This window comes from Pseudoalteromonas sp. 2CM39R (genome assembly GCF_023161845.1).
In genome coordinates this window covers 124,265-139,522 of record NZ_JALNTM010000015.1, presented here as the reverse complement: position 1 = coordinate 139,522, position 15,258 = coordinate 124,265, and the positions used below count along the sequence as shown (strand labels likewise).

Annotated in this window: 12 protein-coding genes; 9 read left to right on the top strand and 3 right to left on the bottom strand. The window is 40.8% G+C overall.

Going from position 1 to position 15,258, the window contains the following annotated elements; translation table 11 throughout:
* The first annotated feature begins 3 nt into the window (after positions 1-3).
* Positions 4-3,432 (top strand): response regulator, encoded by a 3,429-nt coding sequence (locus MTF66_RS27650; RefSeq protein WP_248529273.1) that lies wholly within the window; start codon positions 4-6, stop codon positions 3,430-3,432.
* Complete coding sequence (locus tag MTF66_RS27645) at positions 3,401-4,324, top strand: diguanylate cyclase (RefSeq protein ID WP_248529272.1); 924 nt, start codon at positions 3,401-3,403, stop codon at positions 4,322-4,324. The genes MTF66_RS27650 and MTF66_RS27645 overlap by 32 nt, the downstream gene beginning before the upstream one ends.
* 32 nt (positions 4,325-4,356) lie before the next feature.
* Here the strand turns inward: MTF66_RS27645 and MTF66_RS27640 are convergent, their stop codons facing one another.
* A complete protein-coding gene (locus MTF66_RS27640; protein ID WP_054562759.1) occupies positions 4,357-4,737 on the bottom strand; it encodes a DUF3192 domain-containing protein in 381 nt (126 codons plus the stop codon).
* Positions 4,738-4,899: 162 nt separating this feature from the next.
* Entirely contained in the window at positions 4,900-5,844 is a 945-nt protein-coding gene (locus tag MTF66_RS27635; protein ID WP_248529271.1) for a D-2-hydroxyacid dehydrogenase, read from the bottom strand.
* Positions 5,845-5,938: 94 nt separating this feature from the next.
* On the opposite strand from MTF66_RS27635, the gene zntR reads away from it, so the two are divergent.
* The 4 genes from zntR to MTF66_RS27615 all read left to right on the top strand — a co-directional run bounded on the left by zntR (position 5,939) and on the right by MTF66_RS27615 (position 9,247).
* Positions 5,939-6,352: a Zn(2+)-responsive transcriptional regulator gene (gene zntR / locus MTF66_RS27630; protein ID WP_082401639.1), complete on the top strand. Its 414-nt coding sequence runs from the start codon at positions 5,939-5,941 to the stop codon at positions 6,350-6,352.
* On the top strand, positions 6,336-7,616 hold the full coding sequence (locus MTF66_RS27625; protein ID WP_248529270.1) for an SO_0444 family Cu/Zn efflux transporter: 1,281 nt from the start codon (positions 6,336-6,338) through the stop codon (positions 7,614-7,616). Before zntR ends, MTF66_RS27625 begins: the two co-directional genes overlap by 17 nt.
* A 155-nt stretch (positions 7,617-7,771) precedes the next feature.
* Positions 7,772-8,902, top strand: a complete 1,131-nt coding sequence (locus MTF66_RS27620) for a 1-acyl-sn-glycerol-3-phosphate acyltransferase (RefSeq protein WP_054562756.1) — start codon at positions 7,772-7,774, stop codon at positions 8,900-8,902.
* A gap of 99 nt (positions 8,903-9,001) precedes the next feature.
* Positions 9,002-9,247 (top strand): DUF1289 domain-containing protein, encoded by a 246-nt coding sequence (locus MTF66_RS27615; RefSeq protein ID WP_248529269.1) that lies wholly within the window; start codon positions 9,002-9,004, stop codon positions 9,245-9,247.
* Here MTF66_RS27615 and MTF66_RS27610 read toward each other — a convergent pair.
* Positions 9,244-9,948, bottom strand: coding sequence for a transporter substrate-binding domain-containing protein (locus tag MTF66_RS27610; RefSeq protein WP_248529268.1), 705 nt, complete (start codon positions 9,946-9,948; stop codon positions 9,244-9,246). The two genes, MTF66_RS27615 and MTF66_RS27610, sit on opposite strands and share 4 nt — an antisense overlap.
* Positions 9,949-10,098: 150 nt before the next feature.
* Here MTF66_RS27610 and MTF66_RS27605 point away from each other — a divergent pair, with 150 nt between their 5' ends.
* Genes MTF66_RS27605 through MTF66_RS27595 form a run of 3 tightly spaced genes read left to right on the top strand, consistent with a single transcriptional unit; the run spans position 10,099 to position 15,248 of the window.
* Positions 10,099-10,299 carry a DUF3283 family protein gene (locus MTF66_RS27605; protein ID WP_036966037.1) on the top strand — a complete coding sequence of 67 codons (201 nt, stop codon included), beginning with the start codon at positions 10,099-10,101 and terminating at the stop codon, positions 10,297-10,299.
* 2 nt (positions 10,300-10,301) lie between these two features.
* Positions 10,302-10,727, top strand: coding sequence for a GNAT family N-acetyltransferase (locus tag MTF66_RS27600; RefSeq protein WP_248529267.1), 426 nt, complete (start codon positions 10,302-10,304; stop codon positions 10,725-10,727).
* A 15-nt stretch (positions 10,728-10,742) separates the two neighbouring features.
* Positions 10,743-15,248, top strand: a complete 4,506-nt coding sequence (locus tag MTF66_RS27595) for an EAL domain-containing protein (RefSeq protein ID WP_248529266.1) — start codon at positions 10,743-10,745, stop codon at positions 15,246-15,248.
* Positions 15,249-15,258 lie beyond the last annotated feature (10 nt).

Genomic DNA, 15,258 nt, shown 5'->3' with positions numbered 1-15,258 from the left:
CCAGTGAATTTTTTACCGTTAAAGCATTACTATCGCTCTTTAGCTGTGGCACTTATTGTGCCACTGCTGGTGGCGTTTTTTTTGTGTTTACATCTATATAATTTAAAACTTGAACGGGCGATAGAAAGCAGGCAAAACGGTTTTAATAATATTTCAGCTCAGCTTAGCCATGCTATGCGTGCCGCAGATGGCCTTATAGACACCATGTTCAAGCTATATGAGCAGCCACTTTCTTATGATTTTGATCCTAGTTGGGCACGCAATGTGAATCAATATGATCACTATTACTACCAAAGTGTGGGCGATGGAGTGGGGGAGATAGTCGGGCAAGGAAAGTTTGCCTCAACCGCTTACGCAATTAATCAATGGCGACGAGTTATTGCCCTCGGCCCCTCGTTTAATACCACGCTGTCGCTTATTCAATCTTTAGAAGCGGTTGCTTATGTTAATGAGCAAGGCTTTGTTTATATTAAGCGCCGTAACACAGCAAAAAGTGAATTTCTGACCAGTGTGTTAGATAACAAATTTCGACCTTTATCAATCAATAGCAACAAGCTTGCTTCGAGCTCTGTGTTGACGATTAATGGTCATGCTTACTTTGCTATTGGCAAGCAGCGAGCCGCTAATAGTCGTGATTACATCGTGTTGATTTATGACCTTAAAGCAATTTCTAACTGGTTAAAAAAAATAGCGCCTAACTATGGTGAGTATATTTTTATCAACCAAGATAACCAAGTTATTGCCAGCTCAAAGGCAACGCTTAATACTGCCATAAGTGCCAACGAGCATTGGCCAAATATCGCGGTAGATATGCGCAAGAGTAATCACAGTCATTTAGTACAAGAAGCTACCAACTTACCTATTTACACTCGTTTCTATGAATCAAAGCAAGCTCTGAGTGAACCAGTAGGCTACGACATTTTTTTAGAATTCGCATTTTTGAGTGTGTTTTTAGTGATGATGTTCAGCGCTGTTTTTTGGTTGAGTCAGCGCATTTTTGTAAAACCAATGACGCACTTGATGAATTATCTTGAGCAGCATGATGAAGGCAAACAAGCGTTAGTTCATTATCGTATTCCTGTTGATTGGCAGCCTTGGTTCAGCCGTGTGAAAAAGGTGTTTAGCCGTAATGAAGAGCTCGTTCAGTCGTTACAAGAGGCAAATAAAGCGCTTGATTCGCAAGTACAGGTAAAATCAAAACAATTACGCCGTAGTATTGATGCGAAAGAGCGTCACTTAGCGCTATTAAATACCATGCTCAATAACGTACCGGATCTCATTTATTTTAAAAATATTGATGGTTCGTTTTTAGGCTGTAATAAGGCGTATGAGCGCTATATTGGCTTGCCACAAGAGAAGCTAGTAGGGCAGCAAATATGTGATATTAGTGATGATAACGGTGAGTTAAACGAGCTTGAAAAGCAAGTACTCCAAGACCGCCAAGCTTATCAAAAAAGATTGACCACAGAAGATAACAGCTATCTTTTTAGCATTGTGCCATTTTACAACGAACATCAGCAGTTTCTTGGCACCATGGCGATTGGTCGTGATATTACCGAGCAGCATAATGCGCTCAATGCATTACAAAGCTCCGAAGCAAAATTACGCAGTGCTATGGAATATGCTGCTAATGGGGTGCTGTTGGTATCGCTTGACGATCAGGTGCTGCAAGCAAATAAAGCGGCACGTAAAATCTTTGCAATTGAAAACGCCAATGACCTCAAACTAATAGACTTATTTGCTGAGACGTCTTATCAGACGTTAAAAAATACTCTGACAGAGCTGTTGCATGAGAAGAAAAAAGTGTATCACTTTAGTCTTGAGCAGCAAGAGCTACAACGCTGGCTACAAATTAGTGTGTCATTAGTTTGGAATGCTGAGCAAACACCTGATTACTATGTTGTTCATGTACAGGATGTGACGGATTTAGTAAAAGCAAAGGATGACGCAGAGCGGGCAACATTAGCTAAGAGCCGCTTCATTGCAAACCTTAGTCATGAAATACGCACACCACTCAATGCTGTACTAGGCTTAATTGATGTCATCGCTTTACAAGGTTTAACACAGCCGCAGCGTAATCATGCCGAACAAGCAAAATCAGCAGCCAATAGCTTGCTTACTTTATTGAATCGCATGCTCGACTTTGCCCGCGCTGAAAGCTCGCAAGTACAACTTAATAAAGCTCCTTTTAGTGTGCCTGATTTAATTGACTACTGTCAGGGAATAACAGCTCCTTTATGCGCAAATAAAGATATCGAGTTTAAAGTCGAATGCGATAAAAGCATTAGCGATAACTTAGTGGGTGATCAAATTTGTTTGCAGCAAGTACTGGCTAATTTACTGACAAACGCTGCCAAATTTACCGAGCAAGGCACGGTGACATTAAACTTAATGCTGGTGGAAGAGTCAGCTGAGCAGCAACTCATTTGTTTTACTGTTAAAGACACGGGCATTGGTATTAGCAAGGCAGATCAAAGCCGCTTATTTGATGCATTTACTCAAGGTGATGAATCATTAACGCGCTCTCATCAGGGGGTTGGCTTAGGCTTAGCGATTGTTAAGTACGAAGTTGCGCTAATGGGAGGCGAAATTAAGCTGGAAAGCGAAAAAGGTAAAGGCAGTGAATTTTGCTTTTGCTTACAGCTAGATAAAGCCTCGGAGCCTGTGAAAAAAGAACTGGTTTCATTGCCTTCTAGTACTGATTTATCTGGCATGTTAGTGCTGGCTGTGGATGATAACCCGCTTAATTTAAGCATTATTAAAAGTATTTTAGAGCAAATTGATGTCACCGTTGTGTGTGCACACAGTGGTGAAAAAGGCATTGAACTGGCAAATAGCTTAAGGCCCGATCTCATTTTTATGGATATTCAGATGCCAGAAATGGATGGTTGTCAGGCAACGCGTATTATTCGTCAGTCATTCACCAAAGAACAAATGCCGATTTATGCACTCACTGCACACAGTGAAAGCGAAGATATTGAGCATTCAATCGCGGCGGGTATGAATAAGCATTTAACTAAACCGATTGTTGCTAGTAAGTTGTTTTTAGCAATGAGTGAACTTGATAACACAAAAGAAGTCTTTTTTGATCAAGCTTTTATACTGTCTCAGTTTGCAAACAATACTAAGTTAGTATTAACTATGTTGTCGAAGTTTGCGACTATGGCAGCAGAGCAGTTATTACAAATCTCTACATTAAAAACTACCGATGAGTTGGTCCGTGTGGTTCATAATGTAAAAGGGTCAGCCGGAAATCTCGGTTTTAAGCGATTGTCAGCGTGCGCTCAGCAATGTGAAGCTAGGCTTAAAGCAGATGGCGAACTGCCCGAACAATTAAATGATGAGTTGCAATGGCAAATAAAACAGGTCATTGCATTTATCATCGAACAAGGATCTACTGATGTTGAAAAGAGCCAAGGTACTGATTGTTGATGACGATCCGTTAAACCGCTTGGTATTAGAGAAAACATTGCAGCAAGACTATGATGTTTTTTGTGTTGAGAGTGGCGAAAAAGCACTAACGTTTTTAAAAACGCAGACTGTTGATTTGTTGATCTTGGATATTGTGATGCCCGGCATTGACGGCTACGAAGTGCTTACTAAGTTAAAAGAAAGCGCGACTACCAGTATGCTGCCTGTAATATTCATTTCAGCTAATACCAGTCACGATGATGAAGCGAAGGGCCTTGAATTAGGCGCGATGGACTACATCACTAAACCATTTAGTGCTGCTATTGTGCGTGCTAGAGTGCGCAATCAGCTGTTGATCAAACAAAAAAATGACTTACTCGAAATGCTCGCCTCAATTGATGGCTTAACAGAGATCCCAAACCGACGTTATTTAGATGAAAATTTAGCGCGAGAGTGGCGTCGTTGCCGTCGAGATCAAACCCCGCTATCTGTGTTATTGATGGATGTTGATCACTTCAAGCGTTACAACGATTGCTATGGTCACCGAGCGGGTGATGATTGCTTAAAACAAATTGCTCATGCCTTAGTTGGGGCGTGTGAACGAGGCAGTGACTTTGTTGCTCGTTATGGTGGTGAAGAGTTTGCTGCGGTGTTGCCCAATACTTCAGCTAAAGAAGCTATGTCGTTTGCAAATAAATTGCGCAATGCAGTTAATGATTTAAACATCCCACATAAAGCGTCGCTAAATGCCGACCATGTCACAATTAGTATTGGTATTGCGACCACAGAAAATGGTCAGGTTTATGCAGAACAAACTTTGCTTGAAGAAGCTGATTTAGGTCTTTATCAGGCTAAAGACGCCGGACGAGATCAGATAGTATCGAGAATGATTGCAGTTAATGAGTCAGAGTAGGCAAAGCCTACTCATCCGTTTCAAATTATTTATTAACCATTGCTAAGAGATTTATAAATCGTATCACCCACGCCAATTAACTTATCATTTTTAAATACGAGTGGCGTACACTCGTCTTTAGTCATCTTGCCATCAGAGTGAATACTATGCGTTGCATAGAATAATACTTGGTAAACATCATCACCTTGCTTTAATAACTCGGTAAAGTTAGGTGTATTTAGTTTATTTAATACAGTTTGGTAGCTCGTATCTAATGCAAGATTAGAAATCACTTCACGGTTATTTTTATGCTGTTTTTGCCAGCTAGAAGAGTTACCAGCCCAATGTGTGTCGGCTTCACCGTCAGAAACAGCAATTACACAACCAGTTAAAAATGGAGCAGTTAGCGCGGCAATTAGAAGTGCTTTTTTCATGTTATTTTATCCCGAAGAAATTGTTTTATAGTTACCCTTAGATAGCAAACTGCTTGCCAAACTTATAAATGATAACCAAATCAATTGTTTAGGTTTTTTTTAGTCAATGGGCTAAGTAATAAATCACTAACTACTTAGCTCTATTGACTAATAAATTGCGATTTAGACCAACCTGTTACGTGTTTCGCCTTGATTAAATGCCTGGATATTTAACGCAATTTCGTTAACTAAGCGCACAATAGATTCTTGGCTCGCCCATGCAATGTGTGGGGTAAGTAATAAGTTTGCACCTTTGTATAGTGCCAGCGGGTTTTCGTGCTCTGCGGGTTCTTTACTGAGTACATCAACACCGGCTCCGGCAATAATATTATTAGCTAATGCATCAGCTAAATCGGCTTCATTTATGATCCCACCGCGAGCAGTATTTATAATGATAGCTGACGGTTTCATCATGCTTAATTCTGCCGCAGCGATTTGGTTGCGTGTTTCATCAGTTAGCGGGCAGTGAACACTAATGATATCGGCTGTGGTTAAGGCATCATTGAAACTAACACGACCTTCACGAGGCGTTTGGCCTTTTCGTTCACTAATGATGACATTGGCACCAAAGGCGCGTGCTACATCGGCAACGGCTTTACCCAGTGAGCCATAGCCAACAATAGCCAGTGTTTTGCCGGCAATTTCATTAAAGCTGTAATCTAAACGGCAAAACATAGGGCTTTGCTGCCATAAGCCTTGTTGGCAATCATTAATATATCTGTGAGTATTGCCCAGTAAATTAGTGATTAGAGTAAAGGTATGCTGCACCACACTCGGTGTTGAATAGCCCGCGACATTTGTCACTGCGATGTTATATTCTTTGGCTGCACCTAAATCAATGTTGTTAGTCCCTGTCGCTGCAACACATATTAATTTTAAATTAGTTAGCTTGCTCATGGCGTGCTGATCAATCACCACTTTATTACTGATAACGATATCGGCATCTTGGCAGCGCTCAACAACCTGTTCTTTAGCGGTTAAATCGTAACAGGTTAATTTACCTAATTGCGCTAAGGCATCTAACGACGTGTTGGCTAATGTCGCTGCATCAAGGACAGTAATATTCATGTGCTTTCCTTTTTTAATTTATTGCTTGACCTTGGGGTATACTCCAAGGTTTATAGTGAGCATAATAAATAAACGCTTCACAATGGAGACGGTGATGAAAATAGGTGAGTTTGCCCGTCAGTTGGGTGTCTCAACAGATACGCTACGGTACTACGAAAAGCATGGTTTGTTAACGCCTAGTTCGCGTTCAGACGTGGGATATCGTTTTTATTCTGAGAATGACTATAAACAAATGGCGTTTATTCTCAGAGCAAAGAATGTTGGCTTTAGTCTGGCTGAGATCAAAGAACTACTGCAAATTAAGTTTCATAAAGATCAGCATTCTTGCCATGAAGTTAAAGAGATGACGATACAAAAACGTGATCTCGTTGCACAGCGAATTGCAGAGCTTACTCGCTTTTATGACTCACTTTCATTATTGGCAGATAAATGTTGTGGCGGAGAAGAGCCTGCTGAAAACTGCTCAATACTAACAACGCTGGAGGATATCGATGGACTTACTCAATAATTTTTGGCATCTGTTTTTGCTTTCAGCGCCTTGGTTAATGCTGGGCTTATTCATAGCTGGTCTTCTCAATGTGTATTTGCCTGCTAACTTTCTTAACCGGCATTTAGGCAAAGAAGGGTTATGGACCACAGTTAAAGCAGCCTTTATTGGGGCTCCAATGCCATTGTGTTCATGTGGTGTGATCCCTGCGGCCATTGGTTTAAGAAGGGCGGGGGCGTCAAAAAGTGCCACCACAGCATTTTTAGTTTCAACTCCTGAAACAGGGGTCGATTCAGTTTCGGTATCTTATGTATTACTAGGCCCATTTATGGCGGTAATACGTCCTATTGCCGCCGTGTGCAGTGCCATTGTGGCGGGAGTATTAGTAGGTAAAGATAGCGAGCTTCATCAGCATCAAAACACAGCATCAGATGAAAAAGACTCAGAATCAACATCTTGTTGTAGCAGTAAACAGCCTGAGCCTGTGACCACATCAAGTTGTTGCAGTAAAGAAGCGCCTCCTAAGCCCGAACAAAGTTGTTGCAGTAAGCAAACGCCTAAAGAGTCTGAGTCTGTTAAAACAACAAGCTGTTGTAGTAGCAAGAAATCGCAACCAACACAGGAGCCGCAACACAGTTACGCAACTGAAAAAGCAGCACCTTCGCAGAAAAGCTGTTGCAGCACTGAGCAGTCATCTAAAGCCGTTGAAAGTCGTTTTAGCAAACTGAAACGTGCAGTGAGCTTTAGTTGTAACAAGCTGCTTGAAGACACCATGATTTGGCTAATGATCGGTTTATTTTTTGCTGCTCTAGTTCAAACTTATGTACCAGAATCTTATTTAAGCCAATGGGGTAATGGCATCCTTGCAATGCTGGTGGTTATTTTAATCAGTATTCCTATGTATATTTGTGCCACAGCATCGACACCTATAGCTGCAGGCTTATTACTCAGTGGTGTGTCTCCGGGGGCGGTGCTAGTGTTTATGTTAGCTGGGCCGGCAACTAATATTGCAACACTTGGTGTGGTTGGTAAAGAGCTTGGCAAGCGTGCGGTATTTGCCTACTTAATAGGAGTGATTGGCACGGCGCTAGCATTTGGCTTTTTAACCGATTATTTAGTGGCGCAATACGGTTTTGTTGTAGCGCCGATGATGGGCGAAGAGCACGAAGTTTTACCTCATTGGTTAAGCCTTGGGGCAGGTATTGTGTTGGCAATTTTAATGCTTAGATTACTGCTAAAAATGGTATTAAAAAAGTCGTCGCAAACTGGTAAGAGCATTGCTTAATTATTTGTTATAGATATATATTTTCTACATTAATTGGCATTTAATTTGGTTAACTATCGCGTCTCGGTTCGCATTTAAAATTGCCTGAGTTATAATCCGCCAATTATTTTTAACGGCACGCTCAGCGTGCCGTTTTTTAACTTAAGTAGTTTTTAATGAGTGAAAGTGTGGATAAATACGCCGACATAAGACCTTACAATGATGATGAAGTAGCTGATTCAGTAGCGCGTTTGATTGCTGATAATGCCTTTGTAGATGTAATCGCTAAGTATAACCTACCGCGCTTTTTATCGAACTTCCCATTTATTACTCGCCCATTAGTGCGCAGCCAGCTGCGTAAAAAGTGGGGCAACACCGCATCGGTTGAGCAAGTTCAGCATGAAGTGGCTGATTATTTAAATAAACTAATCACCCGTACGACTTCAGAAGTAACGTTTTCGGGCATCGATAAACTAGACCCAAAACAAGCTTACTTATTTATCTCTAATCACCGCGATATCGTGCTTGATCCTGCACTTGTGAATTGGGGCTTGTTCAAGCACAACATGCCGACAGTTCGCATCGCAATTGGTGATAACTTACTGCAAATTCCTTATATCACTGAGTTAATGCGTTTAAACAAAAGCTTTATTGTAAAGCGCTCAGCGAAAGCTCCGAAAGAGATGTTAAAAGCGCTGTCGCAGCTGTCTGCTTATATCTATGACTCACTCGCTGAAGGCCACTCAATTTGGATAGCGCAAAAAGAAGGCCGGGCAAAAGACGGATTTGATCAAACAGATCCAGCCTTACTTAAAATGTTGCAGTTACAAGGTCGTAAGCAGAAAAAAGAGTTTGCTGAATACGTACGCGAATTAAAAATTGTGCCAGTGTCTATCTCTTATCAATACGAGCCATGCGCGATTGCTAAAGCGAAAGAGCTTTATCACAAACAGCAACATGGTCAGTATGTGAAACAGCAGGGTGAAGATATTGCTAGTATTGTTGAAGGTTTTAGTACAGCTAAAGGGCATGTACATTTAGCGTTCGGCGAGCCAATTGAATCAGGCTGCGAATCGCCTGAAGAGCTTGCAAAAACTATTGATCAGCAAATTGTTGATTCGTTTTTCTTACACCCAGGTAACTATATAGCGGGTGGTTGTACGCAAGCTGTGATTGACGAAAAAGATGCAGCTGCATTTAACGAGCGACTAGCAAAAGTGCCAGAGGAGCTAAAACCTTTGGTACTAGCTATGTATGCTAAACCTTTTCATCGTAAAGCAGAACTTGCCACAAGCGAATCTGAGTAAGCGAAACAGATAGTTTAAGAAGCCACTTTTTAAAGTGGCTTTTTTTATGGTTAATTTTCAGGCTATACTTTTAATATTCTTTATTAACCGGCATTTGTGATGCAACAAATTGAAATATTTGAAATTCCAAGCCCTTGCAAAGGAATATGCCAAGTTAATAACCGAGGCTATTGTAAAGGTTGCTACCGTAGTCGCGATGAGCGCTTTTATTGGAATAAGTTTACCAATGCAGAAAAACGTAAAGTCATTAGCTTATGCCAACAGCGCTATAAACGTTATCTTCAGAAAAAACAGCAGGCAGAGCAGCAACAAAAAAATCCTGAGCAAGGCGGTTTTGATTTTTAAAATTTACTGAGGTTGTATTTCGATTTTAAAAATTGCACCGTGCCGTTTTTATCAAGCTTTTTAAGCACTTTAGTTAGTTGCGGAATAATCGCTTTATGTCGTTTATGCACAAAGTGAAAGCTCTGCATCGGCATTAATACCTGTTTATGAAAGGCTGTTTGATCAAACCCCGGGTGCTTAGTCGACAATAAAAAGTCTAGTAATATTGTTCCTTCAACACGTTTTTGCGTGAGTAAATTAAGCTGCGCAGTGACATTTCTGACCTTGATCACATCACCATCAAATGGGTGGTTATCGATATAACTCTGGGCTGCCGGGTAGCTAGACTGAATTGCTAACGATTTAAGCTGTTCATATTGGCATTGTCGGCAGTTTTTCAGTAGCACTAGATTAAAATCAAAAAGCGCATAGTCTACTTTCAATAAGTTTGGGTAATCATCTTTAACATCGGCAATGCGGCCTAGTTGCCCATCGAGTACTCCTTGGTTAGCGGCAACCAAGGCATTTTGATGATTAAAGTCGATAATATGGATCTCATAGCCAATTTCTTTGTATGCCATTTTCATTAAATCAATAACATAGCGAGCTTGAGGTGTATCGGCGGGGCGATTAAAGATCAGTAAATTATTGCTGGCACTACATGATAAGCAAAAAAACAGCAAAAATAAGGCAAATCTGTGACTCAGATACTTCGACAACATGCGTTCCTTGCGTACATAAATTGCTCGTTAATTTACTGATATGTGTTTCCAAAATCAAGCTTATCCGTGGGCTTTTTAAGCTAATAAAAGGGATTAAAGCCTGTTAATTTTGTTATACTTGCGAAATCAAAAATTTATTGCTGAGAAAGTATGAGTTTCAATTTATGTAAATTGCCACGAGAGCAAAAATATCAAATTCAATTGGATTACGAAGCGTCTTTTTGGGCTTATCAAATAAAGCGCGGCAAGAACACCCGCGAAGGCGTTTACACTGCAATAAATAATCGCCCTATGTCTGAACAAGCTTTTCTTAAGCAGCAATTTGAGCATTACCTTTCGTTAATGAGCTAATCATGGCTGCGTTTAGATTTTGTTTACTTGAGCCAATTAAAACGCCGTTAGTAAACAAATTTTATGATAAACACAAGGCTCGTGGTCGCGCGACCAAAGCTGACCAAGTATGGGTTGCTTACAAAGAAACAGAAATAATTGCAGCATGCCGAGTCCAAAACCATGCAGGGCTGTTATTTTTGTCTACCCTTTATGTTGATGAAGTATGGCGGGGTCAAAAAATAGCTTCACAATTACTTGCGGCTGTCACCGCTGCACAAAAAGGGACAGTTTTTACCTTCGTGTACCAAAATCTGATTGATTTTTATCTACAAAATGGGTTTAACTATGCATTAACATTACCCAATTCTTTGCAATCGTTGTTTGAGGTATATGCGCATCGAAACGTAGTTGCGATGCACTTTACGCGTGACACAGTGCCAAGTTAGCAATTTGGAACGTCAATGACTAAGTTCTTCTCCAGTATAGCGTTATTTTTTATTCTGATCTGTGGCTTATTTAGCCATCCCGCTATCTCGCAGGTAAAACGTTTATCAACCAGTGAAGGCTTATCGCAAAGTTATGTAAACACCATGCTTATCGATAACAGTGGCTACTTGTGGTTATCGACTGAAGGTGGCCTCAATCGCTACGATGGTTATCAGGTGGTTCATATCAAAGGCCCTAATGGTGAGCTTGAAGATGCCATCATTGACCGTATTTACCAAGACCCTCAAGGCTATATCTGGATAGCTTCACTACAAGCGGGTTTATTCCGCTATGATCCCACTTCCGATACTTATCAGCAGTTTATTGCTAAACCAACCACTGAAGAGCAAATTTTTATTGAGTCGGTGTTTAGCATGGTGGCTGTTGATGACAAAACACTTTGGCTAGGGCGAGGTTGGGATTTTGCCAAATTAGACTTAGAAACGAAAAAAATCACCTCTATTTTTGAAATACCTGAACGCGTAAAAAGCAGCGTTATTCGAGAGCTTTTCGCGTACCAAGGTTATATTTTTATGGGCACTAGTAATGGTGCTTATGTGTATGAGTTGGCATCCGGAAAAGTCCGTAAACTTGAGCATTTGCAAAATGAGCCAAGTCATATTTATCAAAATTATGTGAAATCATTCGCTATTATCAATGAACAAACATTGCTAGTGGGCGCTGTTAGAGGCCTCTATCAGGTTGATATTAGCAATTTAAAAGCAATGTTCGAGACCCCTGATACCGCTTTCAAAAATAAAACGCTCATTAGTGAATTAAATATTTGGAAGATTATACCTGAGACTAACTCTATTACGCTTGGCACTGATAAAGGGTTATTTGAATATAACCTTGAAACGGGTGAGTTAGCTAAGAATATGCGCCTAAAAGAAAGTGGTTACACACTAGCTGACACCAGCATTATTGATATTGTGAAAGATCGCTCAGGTGGAATGTGGCTGGCAACCAAAAATGATGGGGCGTTTTATCAGTCATATGATAACTACAATTTTATCAATGTGACAGCCAACTCATTAACAGGCGATGGACTATCTCACCATTCAATTTGGAGTATCACTGAGTTTCAAAATCGTCTCTGGCTTGCCACCCATAATGGTTTAACAGCGGTTGATTTAGAAACCTACGAAAGTGAAGTTTTTTTAAAAGATTATCAGGTTGACCTTATAACCACTGAATTCAGTATTTACCAAATCATGCCCTACAAAGATAAGTTATGGCTGCATACTAATCGCGGTATATTAAGCTTTGATCCGAAAACCGGGCAAGCCACCCCAGTCAAAGCGGCAAATCCCGAGAACCAAGTTTTAATTAACGATTGGGTGCATGGCATATTGTTGATGCCATCGGGGGATCTTTACTATGTTCACCCTGATTACGGCATGTTTGTTTATAATATCGATAGCCAAAAAGTGACCCGACTAGGCGGCAAGTTTGATGAGTTTGAGCCGTTTTTAGCCTACGGATTTTTACCTGCGTTGTCGTCAAATCCAGAAGCGCCATTATTTTATAATGCGGGTATTCTGTATCAAGTTGATCCCGAAACTTACGAGCTCTCGACGATATATAAAGTACCTGAACAACATGAAAATGTTGCTGTGAATGTGATGTCTTACATCATAGATAACAACAATGTGTTGTGGTTATCGCTTTCAAACTTTGGCTTAATCGGCTTAGATGCCAGCACCTACGAGCATATTTATACCATCGACCTTGAGAAAAATAAGTTAGGTACTTTGTTATATGACATGGTGCTTGATGAGGCGGGCATGATATGGATGAGTAGCCATAAAGGACTTTGGCGACTGAACCCAGATAATTTACATTTTCAGCAATTTACTGGCTCAGAAGGGTTATTCTCAACCGAGTTTAATAGCGGAGCTTTTACTAAGCTTGAGTCAGGGCAAATTGTCTATGGTACGCTAAAAGGCTTTACCTACTTTTACCCTATGGATAACCACTATCAGCAAGCTTTAATTGATCACGTAAATATTACTAACCTTGATTTAATGTCTCGTGATTTACCCGCTGAGCTAAAACAGCCTATCGATAGTGTTGTCCTTGAGCATGATGATATAGGCCTTGAAGTTGCCTTTTCGGCGATGGCATTTAACTATCAAGAACGTATCATTTATGAATATCAGCTTGGTGATGGTCAAAAAACTTATACCCGTAATAACAACCGAGTGCTCTTCCCAAAACTCAGTGCAGGAAAATACCACCTTAAGGTATGGGCAAAAGATCCATTAACCGGAGAGTTAACGCCGCCGGCAATTTTAAATATCGAAGTGAAATACCCACCTTGGCGTGCACCTCACTTTATTGTTTTATATGTGATTTTGGTTGCACTGTTTGTTGCTGCTTGGGTGTTTAGACGTAACCGTATGCAACAAATATTGCTAGCCGCCCATAAAGAAAGTAAAGAGAGTGAAGCACGATTGAAGCTTGCTCTTGAAGGTAGCCATTCTGGAGTATGGGATTGGTCATCGCAAAGCCCGATTATTTATCAGCCGCGTCTTAAAAATGAGTTAGGCTATGAAACTGATAGCCTTAATCTAGATGATTATTTAGCAAAGATTCACCCTCATGATAAGCAAACTTTTAGGTTAGAGTGGTTAGAGTTTTTATCTACACAAAAAGGCTATTTCAATTGTACCTACAGGCTGCGCCATGCTGATGGTAATTGGCGCTGGTATAAAGACTTTGGCAAAGTGGTTGAGTGGCAGGACAGCGCTCCTGAAAAAGTAGCAGGTACCTACACAAACATGACCCGTGAACTGGTATTTGAAGAAAATGCCCGCTTGTTTGGTGCAGCATTTGAACAAACTCGTGACTGGGTGTTCATCTTAGATAAAAATCTGCGTATTCGCGCTACCAATAAGTCATTCCAAGATGCGTTTGGTTTTCCTGCAGAGCCTCGCTCTAGCCGTTCGCTCACACTTGGGATGCCTATATCTACCCGTATTCATTACTTACGCATTATGCAAAAGCTTGAATCGGGTGAGCACTTCTCTGCAGAAGATGTGGTTGAAGTTGCTGGCGGTGAAAAGCGCCAAGTATTAATAAAAATAAGTGCGGTTGCAGGCAATAATCGCCAACTTGATAGCTATGTGATTATAGTTACTGATATTAGCGCGCAAAAGCTGGCTGAAAACGAGCTGCATTTACTTGCCAACTACGATGCTTTGACGGGGCTGCCAAATAAAACCTTGTTCAACGACCGAGTCGTTCACGCTATTGAGCAAGCTGATTACCATCAAACAAAAGTGGCGCTATTAAACGTTAATATTAAGCGCTTTAAGCACTTTAATGATTCGCTAGGTCGTGAAGAGTCAGATGAGTTAATTAAGCGAGTTGCTAAGCGCTTAAAACAGGTGTTGCGTCCACAAGATAGCGTGGCTCGTTTTGATGGTGACGAGTTTGTGATCCTTGCTGAAGATTTAAAACAGCTTGATGAGTTACTGCTGTTATGTGCAAAAGTGATGGATTGTGTCGATACTCATATTGAACTGAGCCAGCAAGCTGTAAAAGTGAACCTTAGTGTTGGGGTTGCTGTTTACCCTGATGATGCAAAGGACACCAAAGCCTTATTGAAAGCCTCTAATGTGGCACTGTACCACGCGAAAAGTCATGTTGAAGGCTGTTATCAGTTCTATAAGCAAGAAATGAACTTACAAGTGCAGCGTACTTTGCACCTTGAATCACAGTTAAGTAAAGCTTACCAAGAACATGAGTTTTGTAATTTTTATCAGCCAATCGTGAGCGCTGAGACTCGCCAAGTGGCGGGGCTTGAAGTGTTGTTACGTTGGCCGAGTAATGATGAATATAAACCTGAAGACTTTGCAAATGCTGCAGAAAGCTCCGGGCTAATTACCAAAATTATGCTGCAGACTCTATCAAGAGCATTGATTGAGCTGCGCCAATGGCGTACCACGCATCCTGATTTATATATTTCTATTAATCTCTCTGCCCTAGATTTTGAAAGCGAAAATCTGGTTGAGAAAATACATCAATCAATAAGCGCAATTAAAGTTCCTGCGAGCGCGCTAGTGTTTGAAATCACCGAATCAGTGATGATGCATGACTCTGATAAAGCGCAGCAAAGTATGGAAAAACTCAAAGCCCTAGGCTGTCGTATTTATATGGATGACTTTGGAACGGGTTATGCGTCACTGACCTACTTGAAACGTTTTCCGGTTGATGTGCTTAAAATAGACAAAAGCTTTGTTAATGATATTGGAATTGATAAAGGTGATGAAGCGATTATCAACTCAACACTTACCTTAGCAAAAAGTTTGGGTAAAGAGTGTGTAGCAGAAGGAGTTGAAAACCGCACGCAATTGCAGTTCTTACGCTCTTTAGGTTGTGAGTATTTCCAAGGTTACTTGTTTAGCAAACCTGTGGCAGGTGATGAAGTAAAAACGCTTTTAGATACCCAGTGGGATGATGAATTTTCAGGGTAAAGCCAAAGCT